The organism is Sphingomonas sp. GlSt437 (assembly GCF_048015635.2).
Lineage (GTDB): Bacteria > Pseudomonadota > Alphaproteobacteria > Sphingomonadales > Sphingomonadaceae > Sphingomonas.
Genome location: NZ_JBPGYA010000003.1, coordinates 1 through 19,989 on the forward strand (window position 1 = coordinate 1; position 19,989 = coordinate 19,989).

At 65.5% G+C, this 19,989-nt stretch carries 19 protein-coding genes; 13 read left to right on the plus strand and 6 right to left on the minus strand.

Features of this window, described 5'->3' with window-relative positions:
- Positions 1-11 precede the first annotated feature (11 nt).
- On the minus strand, positions 12-1,265 hold the full coding sequence (locus ACLB0R_RS13945) for a dicarboxylate/amino acid:cation symporter (RefSeq protein WP_416643961.1): 1,254 nt from the start codon (positions 1,263-1,265) through the stop codon (positions 12-14).
- Between the two features lie 99 nt (positions 1,266-1,364).
- Here ACLB0R_RS13945 and ACLB0R_RS13950 point away from each other — a divergent pair, with 99 nt between their 5' ends.
- Complete coding sequence (locus ACLB0R_RS13950) at positions 1,365-2,636, plus strand: M24 family metallopeptidase (protein WP_416643962.1); 1,272 nt, start codon at positions 1,365-1,367, stop codon at positions 2,634-2,636.
- Here ACLB0R_RS13950 and ACLB0R_RS13955 read toward each other — a convergent pair.
- A complete protein-coding gene (locus ACLB0R_RS13955; RefSeq protein WP_416643963.1) occupies positions 2,633-3,250 on the minus strand; it encodes a PilZ domain-containing protein in 618 nt (205 codons plus the stop codon). The two genes, ACLB0R_RS13950 and ACLB0R_RS13955, sit on opposite strands and share 4 nt — an antisense overlap.
- Before the next feature lie 169 nt (positions 3,251-3,419).
- On the opposite strand from ACLB0R_RS13955, the gene alaS reads away from it, so the two are divergent.
- Positions 3,420-6,080, plus strand: coding sequence for an alanine--tRNA ligase (gene alaS, locus ACLB0R_RS13960; RefSeq protein WP_416643964.1), 2,661 nt, complete (start codon positions 3,420-3,422; stop codon positions 6,078-6,080).
- A 19-nt stretch (positions 6,081-6,099) separates the two neighbouring features.
- Here the strand turns inward: alaS and ACLB0R_RS13965 are convergent, their stop codons facing one another.
- The 3 genes from ACLB0R_RS13965 to ACLB0R_RS13975 all read right to left on the minus strand — a co-directional run bounded on the left by ACLB0R_RS13965 (position 6,100) and on the right by ACLB0R_RS13975 (position 9,828).
- Positions 6,100-7,878, minus strand: coding sequence for a cation:proton antiporter domain-containing protein (locus ACLB0R_RS13965; protein ID WP_416643965.1), 1,779 nt, complete (start codon positions 7,876-7,878; stop codon positions 6,100-6,102).
- A gap of 71 nt (positions 7,879-7,949) precedes the next feature.
- A complete protein-coding gene (locus ACLB0R_RS13970; RefSeq protein ID WP_416643966.1) occupies positions 7,950-8,606 on the minus strand; it encodes a hypothetical protein in 657 nt (218 codons plus the stop codon).
- A gap of 1 nt (position 8,607) precedes the next feature.
- Positions 8,608-9,828: an NADP-dependent isocitrate dehydrogenase gene (locus ACLB0R_RS13975; RefSeq protein ID WP_416643967.1), complete on the minus strand. Its 1,221-nt coding sequence runs from the start codon at positions 9,826-9,828 to the stop codon at positions 8,608-8,610.
- Between the two features lie 136 nt (positions 9,829-9,964).
- Here ACLB0R_RS13975 and ACLB0R_RS13980 point away from each other — a divergent pair, with 136 nt between their 5' ends.
- Positions 9,965-10,693, plus strand: coding sequence for a phosphatidylserine decarboxylase (locus tag ACLB0R_RS13980; RefSeq protein WP_416643968.1), 729 nt, complete (start codon positions 9,965-9,967; stop codon positions 10,691-10,693).
- Between the two features lie 71 nt (positions 10,694-10,764).
- Positions 10,765-11,523: a CDP-alcohol phosphatidyltransferase family protein gene (locus tag ACLB0R_RS13985; RefSeq protein WP_416643969.1), complete on the plus strand. Its 759-nt coding sequence runs from the start codon at positions 10,765-10,767 to the stop codon at positions 11,521-11,523.
- Here ACLB0R_RS13985 and ACLB0R_RS13990 read toward each other — a convergent pair.
- Complete coding sequence (locus ACLB0R_RS13990) at positions 11,462-11,674, minus strand: hypothetical protein (protein ID WP_416643970.1); 213 nt, start codon at positions 11,672-11,674, stop codon at positions 11,462-11,464. The two genes, ACLB0R_RS13985 and ACLB0R_RS13990, sit on opposite strands and share 62 nt — an antisense overlap.
- 266 nt (positions 11,675-11,940) lie before the next feature.
- On the opposite strand from ACLB0R_RS13990, the gene rpsB reads away from it, so the two are divergent.
- From rpsB to ACLB0R_RS14035, 9 genes are all read left to right on the plus strand, one after another.
- The gene (gene rpsB / locus ACLB0R_RS13995) at positions 11,941-12,762 is read left to right on the plus strand and encodes a 30S ribosomal protein S2 (protein ID WP_416643971.1); all 822 of its coding nucleotides are present in this window, start codon (positions 11,941-11,943) and stop codon (positions 12,760-12,762) included.
- An 82-nt stretch (positions 12,763-12,844) separates the two neighbouring features.
- Entirely contained in the window at positions 12,845-13,777 is a 933-nt protein-coding gene (gene tsf / locus ACLB0R_RS14000; protein WP_416643972.1) for a translation elongation factor Ts, read from the plus strand.
- Between the two features lie 172 nt (positions 13,778-13,949).
- The gene (locus tag ACLB0R_RS14005; RefSeq protein WP_434953864.1) at positions 13,950-14,747 is read left to right on the plus strand and encodes a YkgJ family cysteine cluster protein; all 798 of its coding nucleotides are present in this window, start codon (positions 13,950-13,952) and stop codon (positions 14,745-14,747) included.
- Positions 14,748-14,869: 122 nt separating this feature from the next.
- Positions 14,870-15,595 (plus strand): UMP kinase, encoded by a 726-nt coding sequence (gene pyrH, locus ACLB0R_RS14010; protein WP_416643974.1) that lies wholly within the window; start codon positions 14,870-14,872, stop codon positions 15,593-15,595.
- Positions 15,596-15,607: 12 nt separating this feature from the next.
- Positions 15,608-16,165 (plus strand): ribosome recycling factor, encoded by a 558-nt coding sequence (gene frr, locus ACLB0R_RS14015; protein WP_416643975.1) that lies wholly within the window; start codon positions 15,608-15,610, stop codon positions 16,163-16,165.
- A 71-nt stretch (positions 16,166-16,236) separates the two neighbouring features.
- Positions 16,237-16,905 (plus strand): isoprenyl transferase, encoded by a 669-nt coding sequence (locus ACLB0R_RS14020; RefSeq protein ID WP_416644384.1) that lies wholly within the window; start codon positions 16,237-16,239, stop codon positions 16,903-16,905.
- Positions 16,906-16,925: 20 nt separating this feature from the next.
- The gene (locus ACLB0R_RS14025; RefSeq protein ID WP_416643976.1) at positions 16,926-17,711 is read left to right on the plus strand and encodes a phosphatidate cytidylyltransferase; all 786 of its coding nucleotides are present in this window, start codon (positions 16,926-16,928) and stop codon (positions 17,709-17,711) included.
- A complete protein-coding gene (locus ACLB0R_RS14030; RefSeq protein ID WP_416643977.1) occupies positions 17,708-18,865 on the plus strand; it encodes a 1-deoxy-D-xylulose-5-phosphate reductoisomerase in 1,158 nt (385 codons plus the stop codon). The genes ACLB0R_RS14025 and ACLB0R_RS14030 overlap by 4 nt, the downstream gene beginning before the upstream one ends.
- On the plus strand, positions 18,866-19,981 hold the full coding sequence (locus ACLB0R_RS14035; protein WP_416643978.1) for a M50 family metallopeptidase: 1,116 nt from the start codon (positions 18,866-18,868) through the stop codon (positions 19,979-19,981).
- Positions 19,982-19,989 lie beyond the last annotated feature (8 nt).

Consider the following 19,989-nt stretch of genomic DNA (forward strand, 5'->3'; position numbering starts at 1 on the left):
AATCTTCCCGATCAACCTTCCGCCGGCGCATTCAGCCCGGTTTCCCATTTGGCGATCACCGTCGCGGCGACGGCGTTGCCGATCACGTTGGTGGCCGACCGGCCCATGTCGAGGAAGTGATCAATCGCCAGCACCAGCAGCAGCCCCGCTTCGGGCAATTTGAACTGGCCGAGCGTCGCGGCGACCACCACCAGGCTTGCGCGCGGCACGCCGGCAATGCCCTTGGACGTCACCATCAGCGTCAGCAGCATCGCGATCTGGGTGCCGAGCGGCAGCACGACGCCATAGGCCTGAGCGATAAAGAGCACCGCGAAGGTCATATACATCATCGATCCGTCGAGGTTGAACGAATAGCCCAGGGGCAACACGAAGCTGGCGACCCGGTTGGGCACGCCGAATTTCTCAAGCGCTTCCAGCGTGCGCGGGAAGGCGGCTTCGGACGACGCGGTCGAGAAGGCGAGGATCACCGGCGCGCGGATCAGGCCGATCAGCCGTCCGGCGCTTCGCCCGACGATGAGGAAAGCGATCGCGATCAGCAACACCCAGAGCGACGCCAGGCCGAGGTAAACGCTCGCCATGAAGTAAGCGAGCTTGCCGATCACGCTCGGGCCTTGTTCGGTGAGCGCTGCCGCGATGGCAGCGAACACCGCGAAAGGAGCGAATCGCATCACATAATCGGTGATCTTCAGCATCACTGCCGCCAAGCCTTCGGCGGCCGCGACCAGCGGCTTGGCGCGCTCGCCCACCGCCGTGATCGCGACGCCGAAGAAGATCGAGAACACGACGATCTGGAGGATTTCGTTCTTCGCCATCGAATCGATGATCGAGGTCGGGAAGATGTGAGTGATGACCTTCGCCGCATCGAAATTGCTTTTGTCGAGCCCCGCATCGGCAGTCGCCGGCGGCAGCGGCAGGTTGAGCCCGACGCCGGGCTGGAGCAGATGGACGAGAACCAGGCCGAGGGTGAGCGACAGCAAGCTCGCGCAGATAAACCAGATCAGCGACTTGATGCCGACGCGGCCGAGCGTCGAGGTGTCGCCCATATGCGCGATGCCCACCACCAGCGTCGCAAATACGAGCGGTGCGATGATCATCTTGATCAGGCTGAGGAAAACCGTCGTTACAACCGAGAACCAGTGCGCGATGTCCTTCAATTGCTTCGTCGCCGCCGCGCTGCCGTCATCGATCTGGGCGTTGATGACCCAGCCGGTCGCAAGGCCCAGCACCAAAGCGATGAGAATGAACAAGGTCAGCCGCTTGGCCATATCGTCTCCCCTCCAACGTCGCTCGGATGAAGGGGATTGCGGGCGCGCGGTCAAGCGCTCAAACATCGCGGTCGTCGATAGGTCGCAGGGGGCAGGGGAATGCAGCATCGGTCGTTGGGGTTGAGCCGCCGTGAGCTGGTCGGCGCGGCGGCGCTGCTGCCGTTGCTTGGCGCGGCGCCGAGCGTGCTGCGTGCGGCGGAACCCGACCTCGCGGGCCTAAGCGATATCACGACCGCCGTCCCGCGCATCGGTCGCGAGGAGCGCACCGCACGGCTGGCCCGCGCCCAGGCGCTGATGAAGGCGAACGGCATCGGGGCTATCATCGTCGAGCCCGGCTCGAGTATGATCTACTTCACCGGCGTCGACTGGCGCCGCAGCGAGCGGCTGACCGCGGCGATCATCCCGGTCGAGGGCACGCCGTGCATCGTCACGCCGTTTTTCGAGGAGCCCTCGGTGCGCCAGACGCTCGGCGTCGAGGCCGAGGTACGTGTGTGGCAGGAGGATGAAAATCCGCTGGCGCTGGTTGCCGGCTTTCTCGAGGATCGCAAGTTGGGCGGCCAACCGGTCGGCATCGAAGAGACGGTACGCTATTTCGCGGTCGGCGGTCTGCAGCGCGTGCTGCCCGAGGTGCGGATCACGTCCGCCAACCCCATCGTCCGCGGCTGCCGGATGATCAAGACGTCCGCCGAAATCGCGCTGATGCAGGCGGCCACGGACGTGACGATGGCGGCCTATCGCTGGGTCCATCCCCGCGTCGAAAAGGGCATGGTGCCGGCGCAGATCGCCGGGTTGATGAATGCCGCCACGGCTAAGCTCGGCGGCAGCCCGGAATTCGCGCTGGTGCTGGTCGGCGAGGCGGCCGCCTATCCGCATGGCAGCCGCGCGCCGCAAGTTGTGAGCGACGGTCAGATCGTGCTGATGGACTGCGGCTGCACGGTCAACGGCTATCAGTCCGACATTTCGCGCACCTTCGTCCACGGCACCGCCAGTGCCGATCAGCGGCGGGTGTGGGATCAGGTGGCGAAGGGCCAGCAAGTCGCGCTTGCGGCGGCGCGGATCGGCGCGCCGGCGGGTTCGGTGGATGATGCGGTGCGGCGCTATTATGAGAGCCTGGGCTATGGTCCGGGCTATAAGCTGCCCGGTCTGTCCCACCGCACCGGCCACGGCATCGGGCTCGACGGGCACGAGCCGGTCAATCTCGTCCATGGCGAAACCACGCCGCTCGCCGCCGGCATGTGCTTCTCGAATGAGCCGGGGCTTTACCTGCCTGGCAAGTTCGGCGTGCGGCTGGAAGACTGCTTCCATATGACCGACGCCGGCCCCAAATGGTTCAGCACGCCGCCAGCAAGTTTGGATGCGCCGATCGCCTAGACGCCTGCCCGCGCATCCAGCCAGTCGGCCAGCGCCTTGTACGACAGCGGCGAGTTGAGGCGCAGGCCGACTTCGCCATTGGCTTGCCAGCGCGCGAAAGCGTGGGTGGCGCCGAGGCCGTCGATCACGACGATCACCGGCTCATCCTTGGCGAACGCGCCGTCGGTGCGCACCCCGATGCCGTTGATCGATATGTTGGTGATCGCGCCTTCATAGCTGCCATGCCCGGCCATGATCTTGACCGAGCCTGTGCGAATGAAGCGCGGCGCGCGCGGCAGGGTGCGGCGGATCGAGGGGCGTTCCTCGCGCAGGATTTCGGCAACGTCGATGGGCGTGTCGAACGCCAGCCCGGCTTCGCGGGCGCGCGTCCAGCGGACCGAGGCATCCAGCATCCGGTCGGAGCGCAAATCGACCCTGACTTTCAGGTGCGTTGCGGGCGGGTTGTTGCACTCGATCTTGGCACCGCCGGCGGAGATGTTGCGGACGACACACAGCTGGTCGCGCCCGTCGACCACCAAGCGGCCGACCCGAAAGATCGAAATGTGGCGCTGCCCCTCGCGCCGCTCAACATAGCCGTGGCGCCGGTCCATCTCCATGGTGGCTGCTACGTGCATATGATGCTGCGTCCCCCGGCTAAACTACGTACCATGACGTCGGCGAACGATTAACCACCATCTATGAAGGCTGAGTAAAGAACGGAAATTATTCGAACTTTCGTGATCTTAGCGATACGGGCAGCTGGGGCGCTTGAGCATCGCCGATGTCGGCTCTAGATCAGCGGGCATGATCTCGACCAACGACATCCGCCGTTCCTTCCTCGATTATTTCGAAAGTGAGGGGCATCAGCGCGTGCCTTCCGCGCCGCTGGTGCCGCATAACGACCCGACGCTGATGTTCGTCAACGCCGGCATGGTGCCGTTCAAGAACGTGTTCACCGGGCTTGAAACCCGGCCCTATGTGACGGCCACCTCGAGCCAAAAATGCGTGCGCGCGGGCGGCAAGCATAACGACCTCGACAATGTCGGCTACACCGCGCGGCACCATACTTTCTTCGAAATGCTCGGCAATTTCTCGTTCGGCGATTATTTCAAGGAACGCGCGATCAGCCTGGCGTGGAACCTCGTCACGCGCGAATGGGGGATCGACCCGAACCGGCTGACCGTGACCGTCTATCACACCGACGATGAGGCGTTCGACCTGTGGCGCAAGATCGCGGGCCTGCCCGACCACCGCATCATCCGCATCGCGACCAAGGATAATTTCTGGGCGATGGGTGACAATGGCCCGTGCGGGCCGTGCTCCGAAATCTTCTTCGATCATGGCGACCACGTCCCCGGCGGCCCGCCCGGATCGCCGGACGAGGATGGCGACCGCTTCGTCGAGATCTGGAACCTGGTGTTCATGCAATATGAGCAGCAGGCGAACGAGATCGTCGGCGAACTGCCCAAGAAGTCGATCGACACCGGCATGGGTCTGGAGCGCGTGGCGGCGGTGCTGCAGGGCGTCCACGACAATTACGATACCGATACGTTCAAGGCGCTGATCGCCGCTTCGGGCGCGCTGACCCACACGCCGACCACCGGGGAGACCCAGGCGAGCCATCGCGTGATTGCCGATCACCTGCGCACCTCCGGCTTCCTCGTCGCGGACGGCGTGCTGCCCGCCAATGAAGGGCGCGGCTATGTGCTGCGCCGGATCATGCGCCGGGCGATGCGGCATGCGCATCTGTTGGGGGCAAAAGACCCCCTGATGCATCGGTTGGTGCCGGCGTTGGTCGCGGAAATGGGCGCGGCGTATCCGGAGCTCGTCCGTGCGCAGCCGCTGATCGAGGCGACGCTGCAGCAGGAAGAGACGCGCTTCCGCCAGACGCTCGACAAGGGGCTGAAGCTGCTCGACGAGGCGACGGCGGGGTTGAAGCCCGGCGATACGCTGCCGGGCGAGACGGCGTTCAAGCTTTACGACACTTATGGCTTCCCGTTCGACCTGACCGAGGACGCGCTGCGCGCGCAGGGCTTCGGCGTCGACCACGCCGGTTTCGATGCCGCGATGGCCGAGCAGAAGCGCGCGGCGCGGGCGGCGTGGAAGGGTTCAGGCGAGCGGGCGTCGGACGATGTCTGGTTCGACATTGCCGAGGAAGCGGGCGGCACCGAATTTATCGGCTACAGCGCGGATGAGGGCGAGGGGCAAGTCGTCGCCATCGTGAAGGATGGCGCGCGGGTCGATGCGGCGCGCGCCGGCGACAGCGTGCAGATCGTTACCAACCAGACGCCCTTTTACGGCGAAAGCGGCGGCCAGATGGGCGATGCGGGCACGATCACCAGCGAAGCGGGGCTGAAGGCGACCGTTAGCGACACGCAAAAAGCGCTCGGCCGCCTGCATGTCCACCACGCTCGGATCGACGCGGGCGCGGTCAAGGTCGGCGACAGCGTCCACCTGACCATCGACACGGCGCGGCGCGATGCGACCCGCGCCAACCACAGCGCCACGCACTTGCTCCACGCCGCGCTGCGTGCGCGGCTCGGAAGCCATGTGACGCAGAAGGGCAGCCTGGTGGCGCCCGACCGGCTGCGTTTCGACTTCTCGCACCCGAACGCGCTGTCGCCGGCCGATATCGCCGCGATCGAAGCCGATGTGAACGCGCAGATCCGCCACAATGCCGAGGTTTCGACCCGGCTGATGACGCCCGACGATGCGATCGCCGCCGGCGCGATGGCGCTGTTCGGTGAGAAGTACGGCGACGAGGTGCGCGTGCTCAGCATGGGTGCGCTGAGCGATGCGCCTTATTCGGTCGAGCTGTGTGGTGGCACCCATGTCCACGCGCTGGGCGACATCGCGCTGTTCAAGATCGTCAGCGAAAGCGCGGTCAGCTCGGGCGTGCGCCGCATCGAGGCGCTGACCGGTGAGGCAGCGCGGCTCTGGCTGGTCGATCGCGACGAGAAATTGCGCGAGACTGCCGCTGCATTGAAGGCGTCGCCCGACGAGGTGCCGACGCGCGTGCTCAGCCTGGTCGAGGATCGCCGCCGGCTCGAACGCGAGCTGGCCGAGGCGAAGAAAGCGCTCGCGCTCGGTGGCGGTGGATCGGCGGCACCCGCGGGGCCGGAAACGGTTGGCGGCGTCGCGTTCGCCGCGCAAGTCGTTGACGGCCTCGATCCCAAGGGCCTGCGCGGCGCGGTCGACGAGATGAAAGCGCGGGTCGGCAGCGGTATCGCGATGCTTGTCGCGGTCAACGAAGGCCGTGCGTCGGTCGCGGTCGGTGTGACCGATGATCTCGTCGCCACCCATAGCGCGGTCGATCTGGTCAAAGCGGCGGTCGCGGCGCTTGGCGGCCAGGGCGGGGGTGGCCGGCCCGACATGGCGCAGGGCGGCGGTCCCGATGGCGACAAGGCGGCCGACGCGGTCGCGGCGGTCAAGGCGGTGTTGGCAGCAGAACCAGCGGTCGCTTAGCGCGCGTCGATCGCCACGATCAGCCAGCCGCGTCGCTCTTGCGCACGCGCCTGATCCGCGGCTCACGCTCCATGCCCGCCTGGTCCTTGATCGCTTTGCGCAGTTCGTCGCGCTTTTCGTGCACGCTCGCGATCACCGGGCCCATCGCAACGCCCAGGTCGACGAGCACCGCCTCGGAGAGTTGCAACGAGCTTTCCATCGTTTCGGGCACCGCGTCGGTCACCCCGGCGCGGTAAAGCTCGGCGGCGTGGGCGGCATCGCGCGCGCGGGCAACGATCGTCAGGCCGGGCACCCAGCCGCGCACGCGCCGAACGAAGCGCACTGACAGCACGGGATCGTCCATCGTCAGCACCAGCGCATCGGCGCGGCCGAGATGGAGGCGATCGGCAAAGGCGGCGCGCGCCACGTCGCCGAAAATGACCGGATAGCCGTCGTCGCTGGCCGCGCGGGCAGCGTCGATATCGGCCTCGACGGTGACGAAACGCTTGCCATGCGCGCGCAGCAGATCAGCGACGATCCGGCCGACACGACCGCAGCCGATGATGATGGTGCCGGGCCCTTCGGGGTCGAGATCGGGCATCGGCTGATGCTGCTCGTGGCGTTGCTCGATCCTCCGCGCCGCGCGCTGGCCGAGCCAGGCGAGCAGCGGCGTGATCGTCAGGCCGATCGCGGTTACCGCCGCCCAGAAAGCGCCGGTTGCGGGCAGGATCAGCCCGGCCTGCGTCGCCGCGCCGAGCATGATGAGCGTCGTTTCGGACGGGTTGCCCATCAGCAACCCGGTTTCCGCAGCAGTGCCGGCGCGGATGCCCGACAAGCGCAGCAGGCCAAAGGTCACGGCGGCTTTGACGATCACGACGACGGCCACCGCCGCCCCGATCCGCGGCCAGGCGCGCGCGACCAGCGCCAGGTCGAGCCCCATGCCGACGGTGATGAGGAACACGCCGAGGGCGAGCCCCTTGAACGGCGCGGTCATCACCTCGACCTCGCTCACATATTCGGTTTCGGCGATCAGAATGCCGGCGAGCAGCGCGCCGACGATCGGCGACAGCCCCGCCGCCGTCGTCACCAGGCTGGCGATGATGACGACCAGCAGCGAGGCCGCGAGGAACAGCTCCGGGCTCTTGGTGCGCGCTGCCTGGGCAAAGAGCGGCGGCAGGAATAACCGGCCCGCCACCATCATCGCGCCGACGGTGACCAGCCCGACCAGCGCAACCCGCGCAAGGTCCATCGTGCCCTGCGCGGCCGCCATTGGCGCGAGCAGGCCAAGCACGAAGATGATCGGCACCAGCGCGAGGTCTTCGAACAGCAGCATCGCGAAGGCCGGCCGCCCCACCGCGCCGGTCGTGCCCACCATCGGCAGCACCAACGCCGTGGAGGACAGGGCCAGGGCAATGCCAAGCCCGAGCGAACCATGGACGCTGAGCCCGGTCGCGTAGAGCAACGCCGCGATCACCAGCCCCGATCCGAGCAGCTCACCGGCCCCGACGCCGAACACCAGCGCCCGCATCGACCAGAGTCGCTTGAGGCTCAGCTCGAGCCCGATCGAGAACAGCAGCAGCACGATGCCGAATTCAGCAAAGGGCTCGATCGCGTGGACGTCGCTGATCGTCAGGTGACTGAGCCACGGCATCTGGCCGACCAGCGCGCCTAGCCCCTGCGGGCCGACGAGCATGCCGGTCAGGATGAAGCCAATGACCGGGCTGATCCTGAACCGGGCAAAGGTCGGGATAACGATGCCCGCTGCGCCGAGAATAACGAGCGCGTCGGAAAAGCCGTGACTATCGAGCGGGGAGGCCATGGCTTGACCTTATCGACCGCACGTCGGGGCGTCACCACACCGCATGCGGCCGACCCGCGACAATAGGCCGTCTATTTGCCGAATAGCGTGTCCACTGTCGCATCTGGTGTCGCCAGAAAAGCGGCGACGCGCTTGCGGCCGAAATAATAGGGAAGCGCCGGGTGCGCCCGGTGCATGGCGGTAAGGCGCTGAACATCGCCGTCGCTCAACGATCCGCCGCCGGCGACATAGTCGCAATAGCCCTCGCGCTTCCATTGCGGCGCGGTGAAATCGATCAGTACCCCATAGCGCCGGCGCAGCAGCCCATGCGTCGCCTCATGCGCGATCACTTGCGATAGCGGCCGGGTGCCGCCAATCGCCGCGCCATTGGTCACGCGATCGCCAGCAATATCGCTGCTGTTGACGATGATCGCATCGCTATACCCTCGCGACAGCGCAAAGCCGCCCTCGGCTCCTGTCGCCAGCACGCGCCAGCGCCAGCCGCCATCGGTCAGGAAAATGCTGTGCGCCAGCGGCGGCTGGTTGATCGGCGACGTGGCCAGCCGCGCATCGGCCTTTACGAGCACCATCGTGAGCGCCGCCGCATCGATCGGTCGCTCCGAATAGACGCGGTATTTCCCCACCGTCGCGGTGAACGGAAACGCCAGGGCCTGAGGTGCGGCCAAGACGGCAGCATAAGCGATGACCAGCGCGACGAGAATGACTTGAGCAATCCGCCGCGCTTTCATCTCAAAGACCTTTCGCCATCTCGGTTTCGAGGTTGACCCGCACTGCCTCGAAGAATTGCTCGGTCGTCATCCAGGGCTGGTCGGGGCCGATCAGGATGGCCAAGTCTTTGGTCATCTTGCCGGCCTCGACCGTCTCGATGCAGACCCGCTCGAGCGTTTCGGCGAATTTGGTGACCTCGGGCGTGTCGTCGAACTTGCCGCGATATTTAAGGCCGCCAGTCCAGGCGAAGATCGAGGCGATCGGGTTGGTGCTCGTCGCCTTGCCTTGCTGGTGCTGGCGGTAGTGGCGCGTGACGGTGCCGTGCGCGGCCTCCGCTTCCACTGTCTTGCCGTCGGGGGTGAGCAGCACCGAGGTCATCAGGCCGAGCGAGCCAAAGCCCTGCGCGACCTGGTCGGACTGGACGTCGCCATCGTAATTCTTGCAGGCCCAGACGAATTCGCCATGCCATTTCAACGCGCTGGCGACCATGTCGTCGATCAGGCGGTGCTCATAGACGATGCCGGCTTCTTTGAACTTCGCGGCGAATTCGGTCTCGAACACGTCCTGGAAAATGTCCTTGAAGCGGCCGTCATAGGCTTTGAGGATCGTGTTCTTGGTCGAGAGATAGACCGGCCAGCCGAGGTTGAGGCCGTAGTGCATCGAGGCGCGGGCGAAATCGCGGATCGAATCGTCGAGATTGTACATGGCGAGGGCGACGCCTGAGGACGGGTATTGGAACACTTCCTCCTCGATCACCTGGCCGTTCTCGCCTTCCCATTTCAGCGTCAGCTTGCCGGGGCCGGGCACGCGGAAATCGGTCGCGCGATACTGGTCGCCGAAAGCATGGCGGCCGACGACGATCGGCGCGGTCCAGCCGGGGATCAGGCGCGGCACGTTCTTGATCACGATCGGCTCGCGGAACACCACGCCACCCAGAATGTTGCGGATCGTGCCGTTGGGCGACTTCCACATTTTCTTGAGGTGAAACTCCTCGACGCGCGCCTCGTCCGGCGTGATCGTCGCGCATTTCACGCCGACGCCATATTTCTGGATGGCGCGCGCGCTGTCGACCGTCACCTTGTCGTCGGTCGCGTCGCGATGCTCAATGCCGAGGTCGTAATAATCGAGCGTGATGTCGAGATAGGGCTTGATCAGGCGTTCGCGGATCCATTCCCAGATGATCCGCGTCATCTCGTCGCCGTCGATTTCCACGACCGGCGTCTTGACCTTGATCTTCGCCATTGAGTGCTCGCTGTCCTATAAGGGGAGGAGGAATGGCTTCCGCGTCTAGGGCGAAGCCGGGCAGGGATCAACCATCCGTATTGACGCGGGCGAACGACGTTGAATTGCGGGGCCGGCGCCGGTAAACCCCTTGCGCATGGCCAATCCAGACCCGGCGCCGGCAACGGCGAGCAGCGCGAAGTGGCGCGTGCCCGAAGTGCACCCAGAGGGTCGCAAATATGTGCTGATCGCCGGCGCGGTGGCCTTGCTGTCGCTGTTCATCTGGGATGTGGCGTTCTGGCCGCTGGTCGGCCTGACCTTGTGGGTGGCGCTGTTCTTCCGCGATCCGGTGCGGGTTACGCCGCAGGGCGACGATCTGTTGATCGCGCCGGCGGATGGCCTGATCACGATGGTCGAACGCGTGCCGCTGCCGCCTGAACTGACGGGGCCGCAGGGGCTGGGCGACGCGCCGCTGGTCCGGGTCTCGATTTTCATGAGCGTCTTCGACGTGCACATTAACCGCACGCCGATCACGGGTACGGTGCGGCAAGTGATCTACATCTCGGGCAAGTTCCTGAATGCCGATCTCGACAAGGCATCCGAGGAGAATGAGCGCCAGCACATCATTGTCGAGGGGCGCGATGGCCGACGCATTGGTTTTACCCAGATCGCAGGGTTGGTCGCGCGGCGGATTGTCAGCTTCGTCAAGCCCGGCGACATGATCGTCTCCGGGCAGCGCGTCGGGCTGATCCGTTTCGGCAGCCGCGTGGACTTGTTCCTGCCGGATGACATGGCGCCGCAAGTCGTGGTCGGCCAGCGCAGCGTCGCGGGTGAGACGATCCTGGCGCGGCGCGGTGGCGTAGCGCCGGTCGGCATCGCGCAGTGATTCCCGGGCAGTGACCGATCGTGGCTGAGGGCAGGCGGCTGCGCCTGCGTCGGTCCCCGCGTGGCTTGCCCTTGCGCGCGGTTGCACCGAACGCGGTCACCGCCATGGCGTTGTGCGCAGGGCTTACCGGCATTCGCTTTGCGATTGCGCAGAGTTGGGAGCTCGCAGTGGCGATGGTGCTGCTCGCTGCCGTGCTCGACGGCATCGATGGGCGCGTTGCCCGGCTGGTGCGCGGCGAAAGCCGGTTCGGCGCCGAACTCGATTCGCTCAGCGATGCGATCTCGTTCGGCGTCTCGCCGGCGCTGATCCTGTATCTCTGGTCGCTGCAGGCGCTGCCGCGGCTCGGGTGGATTTGCGCGCTGGTGTTCGCGGTGTTTTGCGCGTTGCGGCTCGCCCGGTTCAACGCGGCGATCGATACGACGGATCAGCCACACAAATCCGCCGGCTTCTTGACCGGCATTCCCGCACCGGTGGCGGCGGGACTCGCTATGCTGCCGATGTATTTGTGGTTCATCGATGAAACGCCGCTGCTGCGTGAGCCACTGGTCGTCGCGCCATGGGTCGCGCTGGTCGCCATCCTGATGATCTCCAGCCTCGCGACTTTTTCCTGGGGCTCGCTGCGGCTCCGGCAGAATATCCGGTTCGAAGCGCTTGCCGGCGTGGTTATCCTTGTCGCCGCGTTCGCTTCCTATCCCTGGCAGACGCTCACCGCGCTGGCGCTCGCTTACCTCGCGATGCTGCCGTTCAGCGTTCGCGCCTATGGCCGTGTCAAGCAGCAGCGCGCCAAGCTGGCTGAGCCGTCGCGACCCCCCGCCGCGCCGGCGCCATAGCAAGCACCATCCCGGTCGGCTGATCGCCTTTCATGTCGCCCGCGAACAGCGCGGCGATGCGCGGCAGCGCGGGCATCAGCGTTGCCCAGAACACGAAACCGATGGCGAGAACCGCACCCGCGAAAAGGCTGAACTGGATCAACATCGTCATGGCTTGCTCCTTCAATCGCGCTAACGCCGCACCGCGCATAACGTTCCGCCGTGATCTCTATATGTTCCACTAAAGTTCCTGTCGTCAAGTGATGTTTTTGCTATGTTCGCACTTGTTCTACGCTTGATCGCTGCAACGGCGCTTGATTTCCCGTCGCGACCACGCTAGCGGGCGCACCTCAATCCCTCATGGGAAGCGCACATACCGGTGTCCGGGTTTGCCCGGATATTTGCTTCCCAGCGGCTGAACCGGAAAGGAAATGACTTATGGCGGCTCCTGTCGTCACCATGCAGCAATTGATCGAAACCGGCGCGCATTTCGGGCACCAGACGCATCGCTGGAACCCGAAGATGAAGCCCTACATCTTCGGCGAGCGCAACGGCATCCACATCCTCGATTTGTCGCAGACTGTGCCGCTGTTCGCGCGCGCGCTCGATTTCGTGTCGGCCAGCGTTGCGGCGGGCGGCAAGGTGCTGTTCGTCGGCACCAAGCGCCAGGCGCAGGAGCCGATTGCCGAGGCCGCGCGCCGCTCGGGCCAGCATTTCGTCAATCACCGCTGGCTGGGCGGCATGCTCACCAACTGGAAGACGATCTCGGGCTCGATCCGCCGCTTGAAGACGCTGGAAGAGCAGCTCTCGGGCGACACGCACGGCCTGACCAAGAAGGAAGTGCTGCAGCTGACCCGCGAGCGCGACAAGCTTGAGCTGTCGCTCGGTGGCATTCGCGATATGGGCGGCGTGCCCGATGTGATGTTCGTGATCGACGCGAACAAGGAAGAGCTGGCGATCAAGGAAGCCAATACGCTGGGCATTCCGGTCGTCGCGATCCTCGATTCGAACGTCTCGCCCGATGGTATCGCCTTCCCGGTGCCGGCGAACGACGACGCGGCGCGCGCCATTCGCCTCTATTGCGAGGCGGTCGCCATTGCAGCGACGCGCGGCGGCCAGGATCGCCAGGCGAGCTTCGGCGTTGATCTGGGTGCGATGGATGAGCCGCTGCCTGAAGTTGCGCTGACCGATCCGGAAGAGCCCGCTGCCGCCACCGACGCTGAGATGGCAGTCGAAGGCGAGCACCAGCTCGACGCCTGACCCCCGCGTCGCCGAACTGACATAATGGCGGGGTAGGGCGCGCGCTCTGCCCCGCCCATATTCATACGAGAAGGAAACGAACATGGCCGAGATCACGGCAGCAATGGTCAAGGACCTGCGCGAAAAGAGCGGCGCCGGCATGATGGACTGCAAAAAGGCGCTGGCGGAAACCAATGGCGATATGGACGCGGCGATGGACTGGCTGCGCACCAAGGGCCTCGCCGCTGCCGCCAAGAAGTCGAGCCGCACCGCTGCCGAGGGGCTGGTCGGCGTCGAAGTCGCCGGCACCAAGGGCGCTGCGGTCGAGGTCAATTCCGAGACCGATTTCGTCGCCAAGAATGACCAGTTCCAGACCTTCGTTCGTGATGTGACGTCGGTCGCACTGGAGCTTGGCGATGACATCGCGACGATCAAGGCGGCGCCGCTGGGCGCCAAGACTGTCGAGGAAGTACTGACCGCCAACATCGCGACGATCGGCGAGAACCAGACGCTGCGCCGCGCGCGCCGGCTCGAGGTGAGCCAGGGCGCGGTGGTGGCGTATGTCCACAACCAGCAGGCACCGGGCCTGGGCAAGATCGGCGTGCTCGTGGCGCTGGAGAGCCCGGCCGCGCATGACGTGCTGGCACCGCTTGGCAAGCAGCTCGCGATGCACATCGCCGCCGCCTTCCCGCTGGCGCTCGACGAAAGCGGTCTCGATCCGGCAGTGCTGGAGCGCGAGCGCGCGATCGCGACCGAAAAGGCCGCTGAATCGGGTAAGCCCGCCGACATCATCGCCAAGATGGTCGAGGGCTCGGTGAAGAAATTCGCCAAGGAAAACGCGCTGTTGAGCCAGTTGTTCGTCATGGACGGCAAGACCGCGATCGCCGACGTCGTTGCCAAGGCGGCGAAGGACGCGGGCACCACGATCGTGCTCAAGGACTATGTCCGTTTCCAGCTCGGCGAAGGCATCGAGAAGGAAGCGAGCGACTTCGCGGCGGAAGTCGCGGCGGCGGCTGGCATCACCCAGCCGGCGTAACGCGCACCGTCAATGTCCAGCTGGCGCGGTTCCGGGTGACGGAGCCGCGCCAGTTGCGCTTCGGGCGCTGGTGTTTGGCAAAATGCCGCGCCATGAAAGACTTGTGGCTGCGCCTGACATCCATCGCTTTGCGTGCACGCGCTGCGGCGCTTGCTGCAATCGCGCGCCGGAAGTGGCACTGTCCGAAGCCGCCGCGCTCGCCGATCATTTCGTTTTCCGGCTGATGGTGAGCCTGTATTGGCTACCCGACCGGCCGGTGCCCGGCCAGAATGCCGATGGCGGCTTTTACGAGCGTAAGCGGCTGCTCGCCGATTTCGCAGCGCGCGCCTCGCCGACCAAGGCGTTTCGCGATGGCAAGCGCGTTCCCTACACCAAATATCTCGTCTTCTCGGCACTGGCCGCGGATACGCGCGCCGGGCACTGCGTCGCGCTGATGGACGGTGGCTGCGCGATTTACCCGCAGCGGCCGCTCGCTTGTCGTACGGTGCCTCTGCATTATTCACGCGGCGATCACTCGGCGGCATCGGATCTGGCCGCTTTTGTCGCGTCGCCAGGATATCGGTGCGATACCAGCGATACAGCGCCGGTGTTGATCGACAATGGCCGGATCGTGGATGAACCGGTGGCGACCGCGCGGCACCAGGCGCGGCAAGTTGCGCTGAACGATCGTCGCTGGAGCACCGCTATTGCGCGGCAGGTGGGCAACCCAGCTGCGGCCGATTTAGCGCTGCCGACGATTGCCGAACTCCAAGCGAGTGCGGGAGCAGGCGCGATGACGACGACCATGGCCCCTGCCTGGCGCGTTGCTGTCGATATCGGCCTGATGACGCCCGGCGATTATCAAGCGCTGCTGGCGCGGCAATTGGCGCTGTTGGGCCGGGAGATCGCGACCGCCGATTGTCCGCCTACCACTCGCGAAACGCTCTTGGCGATGCACACCGAATATCAGCGGCTTCGCGAAAATCGCTGATTGCCGGGCTTGGCGTCATTTGCCGCTTTACCTGGCGGCGCGGCGGCGCCATCAGCGCTTGGCATCGCGGGACCACGCCACTAAGGTCCGCCGCGCTTTCACCCCCAGCCCTGACAGGATCGATGGCCCAACCCCGTTTCAAACGCATCTTGCTCAAACTGTCCGGCGAAGTGCTGATGGGGCAGGGGCAGTTTGGGATCGATCCTGCGACTGTCGATCGCGTCGCCGGCGAGATTGGCGCGGCCAAGCAGGCGGGGCATGAGCTGTGCGTCGTCGTCGGCGGCGGCAACATCTTTCGGGGCTTGGCGGCCGCGGCCAAGGGGTTCGACCGGACCAGCGCGGATTATATGGGCATGCTCGCGACGGTGATGAATGCGATTGCCGTCCAGAACGCGCTCGAACGCATGGGCTTTGCCACCCGCGTGCAATCGGCGATCCCGATGGCGAGCGTATGCGAGCCTTATATTCGCAGGCGCGCCGAGCGGCATCTCGAGAAGGACCGCATCGTCATTTTCGCGGCCGGCACGGGCAATCCCTATTTCACCACCGACACGGCGGCGGCCCTGCGCGCGGCGGAAATGAATTGCGACGCGCTGTTCAAGGGCACCAGCGTGGACGGCGTTTATGATGCCGACCCCAAGAAAGTCGCCACCGCGAAACGCTATGAAACGCTAAGCTTCGATCGCGTGCTGACCGACAATCTGAAGGTCATGGACGCGACCGCGGTGGCGCTGTGCCGCGAGAATGGCATTCCGATCGTGGTGTTCAACATCCGCCAGGAAGGCAATCTGGCGGCGGTGCTGGCAGGCGACGGCGTGTCGACGATCGTCAGCGATATCAAGGACTAATGGAGAGAATTTATGGCCGCATATGACAAGGCCGATCTGGAGCGTCGCATGCACGGCGCGGTCGAGGCGTTGAAGGGCGATCTCGTTGGCCTGCGCACGGGCCGCGCGTCGGTTAGCCTGCTCGATCCTGTCACCGTTGAAGTGTATGGCTCGCACATGCCGATTACCCAGGTCGCGACCGTCTCGACGCCCGAATCGCGGCTGCTGTCGGTGCAGGTGTGGGACAAGGGCAATGTCGGCGCGGTCGACAAGGCGATCCGCTCGGCAGGCCTGGGCCTCAACCCGATCGTCGACGGCACGACGCTACGCATTCCGATCCCCGACCTGACCGAGGAACGCCGCAAGGAACTCGCCAAGCTCGCCGGGCAATATGCCGAAAAGGCGCGCATCGCCGCGCGCAATGTGCGGCGTGATGGCATGGACGCGCTCAAGACCGACGAAAAGAAGGGCTTGTTCGGCGAGGATGAGCGCAAGCGCCACGAGACCGAAGTCCAGAAGCTGACGGACTCGACCATCGCCGAGATCGATGCGGCAGCGGCGGCTAAGGAAAAGGAAATCCTCGGCAAGTGAGGCCCTTGTCTGCCCCGGCTGCGTCTGCTGCCTCCGGGGCCGGGGAAGTGCCGCGCCACGTCGCCATTATCATGGACGGCAATGGCCGCTGGGCTAAGCAGCGCTTTCTGCCCCGGATTGCCGGGCATCGCCAAGGCGTCGAGGCGGTGCGCAAGGTGACGCGGGCGGCGCGCGACATGGGCATCGAGGTGCTGACGATCTACGCCTTTTCATCAGAGAATTGGCGGCGGCCCGAAGAGGAAGTAAGCGACTTGATGGGGTTGCTGCGCCACTTCATCCGCAGTGATCTCGAGACGCTGGTACGCGACAACGTCCGGTTGCGGGTGATTGGCGATTACCAGCGCTTCGGTGCCGACATCAAGGCGCTGGTCGACGATGCGCTGGCGCAGACCGCCGCCAATACCGGGCCCATCCTGGTGATCGCGCTCAATTATGGCGCGCAGCAGGAGCTGGCAGCAGCGGCACGGCGGCTGGCCGAGGCGGCGCGCGACGGTGACCTTGATCCCGCGACGATCGACGAGGCAAGTTTCGGCGCCGCGCTGGAGACGAGCGAGCTGCCGCCGCTCGATCTGCTGATCCGCACCTCGGGCGAGCATCGCTTGTCCAACTTCCTGCTGTGGCAAGCGGCTTATGCCGAGCTGCTGTTCGTCGACACGCTCTGGCCTGATTTCGACGAGCGCACATTTGGCGAGGCGATTGCCCAATTTTCGCGGCGCCAGCGGCGCTTCGGGGGTCTGTGACGCAGTCCGGACAATCTGACGTGCCATCCGATCTCAAGTTGCGTGCGCTGGTCGGCGCCATGCTGGCGATTGGCGCGGTCGCGGCGATCACGCTAGGTGGTGCGGCGTTTTGGGTGGTGGTCGCAGCGGTCGGCATCGGCATGATCGGCGAGTGGGGCCGGTTGGTCGACCTGCCGCCGCGGTTCGTCAGGCTGTTGCAATTCACGCTCGCCGTGCCGCTCGCGGTAATGGCCCCGCGACCGCTCGGCGCGGGGGCGGAGTATTTTACCCTGGGGCTGCTGATCGGCGCAGGCCTGTTCGCGCTGGCGGCGACGCGCCGGCTATGGGCAGCGTCGGGCATCCTCTATATCGGGCTGCCGGTGCTGGGCTTGCTGTTGATCCGCGCACAGCCGCGCGGGCTGCTGTTCTGTTTCTGGACGTTCATGCTGGTCTGGGCGTGCGACATCGGGGCCTACTTCGCCGGCCGTGCGTTCGGCGGCGCCCGACTGGCGCCCGCGATCAGCCCGAACAAGACCTGGGCGGGGTTGGTCGGTGGCGTGCTGGGTGCAGCGGCGCTGGCTGCATTTTTGCATCATTTCTATGGCTTGCCGTGGCGCCTGACGCTGGCGACGCCAACGCTCGCGCTCGTCGCGCAGGGCGGCGATCTGTTCGAAAGCTGGTTGAAGCGCCGCGCGGGGGTGAAGGACAGCGGCACGCTGCTACCCGGCCATGGCGGGCTGCTTGACCGGCTCGACGGACTTGCGCCAGTGGCGCCGATCGCGGCATTTCTGGTAGTGCTGCCACAGATCAAAGGGTTTTGGGCATGAAGACGGTGACGATCCTCGGCGCGACGGGCTCGGTCGGCACCTCGACGCTCGACTTGGTCGAGCGCGATCCGCAAGCGTTCGAGGTGCTGGCGCTTACCGCCAACGGTGACGTCGACAAGCTCGCGGCGGCAGCGATCCGCACCAATGCCAAGCTTGCGGTGGTTGCGGACGAAAGCTGCCTGCCGGCGCTCAAGGAGCGGCTGGGCGGCACCGGCATCGCCTGCGCCGGGGGCGAGCAGGCGATTGCCGATACCGCTGACCTCGATGCCGATCTCACCATGGGCGCGATCGTCGGCTGCGCGGGCCTGAAGCCGGTGATGGCGGCGATCGCACGCGGCGGCACCGTCGTGCTCGCCAACAAGGAGCCGTTGGTCTCGGCCGGTGACGTGATCCTCGCGGCCGCCAAGGCATCGGGCGCGACGCTGTTGCCAGCCGATTCCGAGCATAACGCGATCTTCCAATGCTTCGATTTTGACCGGCCGGAAGGTGTCCGCCGCATTATCCTCACCGCAAGCGGCGGCCCGTTCCGCGATGCCAGCCTGGACGAGATGCGCGCCGTCACCCCGGCGATGGCGGTCGCGCACCCCAATTGGTCGATGGGCGCCAAGATTTCGGTCGATTCGGCGACGATGATGAACAAGGGGCTCGAGCTCATCGAGGCCGCCCGGCTGTTCCCGGTCGCCAATGAGCAGATCGAGGTGATCTGCCACCGGCAATCGGTGATCCACTCAATGGTCGAATATGTTGACGGCTCGATCCTGGCGCAGCTGGGCCCGAGCGACATGCGCGTGCCGATCGCGCATTGCCTCGCCTGGCCTGATCGCCTTGCAACGCCGATGGAGCCGCTCGATTTTGTCGGCGTCGGCCGGCTCGATTTTTCGGCGCCCGATCCGGTGCGCTTCCCCGCGCTGCGGCTGGCGCGCGAGGCGCTCGATGCCGGCGGCGCGCGCCCGGCGATCCTCAATGCGGCGAACGAAATCGCGGTCGCCGCGTTTCTGGAAGGTCGGATCGGCTTCCTCGAAATTGCCGCAATCGTCGAAGATATCCTCGATCATTATGATCCGGCGGCGCCCGTGACGCTGGATGACGTGCTTGCCATCGACGCTGGGGCCCGTCGATTGGCGGCAGAGCGGGTGAAGGACACTGTTGCGTAGATGATCGGCTTCCTCACCGCCCTTGTTGCCTTCGCGCTCGTCGTCGGGCCGCTGATTTTCCTGCATGAGCTTGGCCATTATTCGGCTGGCCGGCTGTTCGGCGTAAAGGCCGAGGAATTCTCGATCGGCTTTGGTCGCGAGCTGTTCGGCTTTTTCGATCGGCGCGGCACGCGGTGGAAAGTCGCGGCGCTGCCGCTGGGCGGCTATGTCCGCTTCGCCGGCGATCTCGATGCGTCAAGCCGCACCGATCCCGAATGGCAAGCGCTGCCCGAGGCCGAGCGGAACGTGACTTTCCCGGCCAAGCCGCTGTGGCAACGCGCGATCATCATCGCGGCGGGGCCGGTCACGAACCTGCTGATTGCGTTCATTATTCTGGCCGGGTTTGCCATGGCGTACGGCAAGCCCGACATGAGCGCGCGGATCGGGCACGTCGAGCCTGGGAGCCCGGCGGCCAGCGCCGGCCTGGTTGCCGACGATCGCATCCTATCGATCGACGGCCGGCCGATGGCGGATTTCGGCGCGGTGTTCGATTATGTACGCGCGCACCCTGGCGCGACGGTGACGATCCATGTCGACCATGCGGGCTCGAAGGTTGATCACTCGGCAACGCTTACCACCATCAAGGTCCAGGTTGAGGCGGGGAAAGCAATTTCTCTCGGGCAACTTGGTATCAGGCCCGGAACGATTCGCGTCGGCCCGGTCGAGGCGGTGGCGCTATCGGTCACGGGCATTGGCCAGATTATGGGTTCGATGGGCGATTTGCTCGGGCAAATCCTGATTGGCCACCGCTCGATTCACGAACTGGGCGGGCCGCTGCGGATCGCGCAGGTGTCCGGCCAGCAGCTTGAAGCCGGCCCCGCCAGCCTGATCGGGCTGATCGCGCTTGTCTCCATTAATCTGGGATTCATCAACCTGTTGCCAGTCCCCATGCTCGATGGCGGCCACTTGTTCTTCTACGCGATTGAGGCGGTGCGGCGCCGCCCGGTCTCGCCGGTGGTGCAGGAATGGGCGTTTCGCGGTGGGCTTGCCGCCGTGCTCGCGCTGATGCTGGTAGTGACGATCAACGATCTTGGCGCTTTGGGCTTGTGGAAAAGCCTGACGGGGTTAAGCGGGTAGCAGCAGAG